Source organism: Cellulomonas citrea, assembly GCF_009829685.1.
Lineage (GTDB): Bacteria > Actinomycetota > Actinomycetes > Actinomycetales > Cellulomonadaceae > Cellulomonas > Cellulomonas citrea.
Genome location: NZ_VWSD01000303.1, coordinates 1 through 1,197, shown reverse-complemented (window position 1 = coordinate 1,197; position 1,197 = coordinate 1). Strand labels below are relative to the sequence as shown.

2 protein-coding genes are annotated in these 1,197 nt (G+C 76.2%); both read left to right on the top strand.

The features are described 5' to 3' along the window. Positions 1-989 (top strand): ArsB/NhaD family transporter (locus tag F2B26_RS16340; RefSeq protein WP_159811134.1); only part of this gene is annotated, 989 nt, incomplete at its 5' end. Beyond that, on the top strand, positions 986-1,197 hold a 212-nt coding region (locus tag F2B26_RS16335; protein WP_201292797.1), incomplete at its 3' end, for a hypothetical protein. The genes F2B26_RS16340 and F2B26_RS16335, both read left to right, overlap by 4 nt.

Genomic DNA, 1,197 nt, shown 5'->3' with positions numbered 1-1,197 from the left:
CCGGTGCCAGCCGCGGCTCGCCCCGCCGGCTGCTGGGCGCGGTGTTCGTGGTGGCCTCGGTGACCACCGCGGTGCTCAGCCTGGACGCCACCGTCGTGCTGCTCACCCCGGTGGTGCTCGCCGCGGCGACGGCCGTCGGCGCCCGCGCCCGGCCCGGGGTGTACGCCAGCACGCACCTGGCGAACTCCGCGTCGTCGCTGCTGCCGGTCTCCAACCTCACCAACCTGCTCGCGTTCGCCGCGAGCGGGCTCACCTTCGCCGGGTTCGCCGGGCTCATGGCCGCGCCGTGGGCGGTCACCGTGGCCGTCGAGTACGTGGTGTTCCGGCTGTTCTTCCGGGGCGACCTGGCCGCACCCGCGCACGCCGTCCGGACCGAGGCGCCGCCGGCACCGCGCCGGGCGCTCGTCGTGCTCGGGCTCACGCTGCTCGGCTTCGCCGTGGCCGAACCGTTGGGGCTCGCGCCCGTCGTCGTCGCGGGGGCGGCGGTGCTCGTGCTGGCCGTCGGACGGCTGCGGAGCGCACCGCGCGAGACCGTGACCGGGCTGGTGCGGGCCGCGAACCCGCTGTTCCTCGTGTTCGTGCTGGCGCTGGGCGTCGTCGTGCTCGCGGTGCGCCGCGGCCCGGTCGGCGACCTGCTCGTGTCCCTCGTGCCGCCGCACCCCGACCTCGTGGGGCTGCTCGTGGCCGCCGGGCTCGCGGCGCTCGTGGCGAACCTGCTCAACAACCTGCCGGCCACGCTCGTGCTGGTGCCGGCCGTCGCGCACTCACCGGGTCTGGTGCTCGCGACGCTGCTCGGGCTCAACATCGGGCCCAACCTCACCTACGTCGGGTCGCTCGCGACCCTGCTGTGGCGTCAGGTGCTGCACGGCCACGGGCACGCGCCCTCGGCCGGGGTGTTCATCCGTCTGGGGCTGGCGACGGTGCCGGCCGCCCTCATCGCCGCGGTGCTGGCGCTGTGGGTCTCGCTACAGGTGGGAGGCGTGTCATGACGACAGTGGTCTGGCTGGTCGAGGGGACGTGGGAGGCCTGCGTTGACGCGGTGCGGGGGCTGCCCGACGGCCCGGTGGCGCTGCTGCACGTCATCGACGACGACGTGGCTGATGCCTGGGCCGGGGCGCCGGCGGGGCTGATGGGGCGCGGCGGGGCGTCGGCGGACGTGGGGGCGCTGGAGGCCGCGGGGCGTGGGCTGCTGGAGGC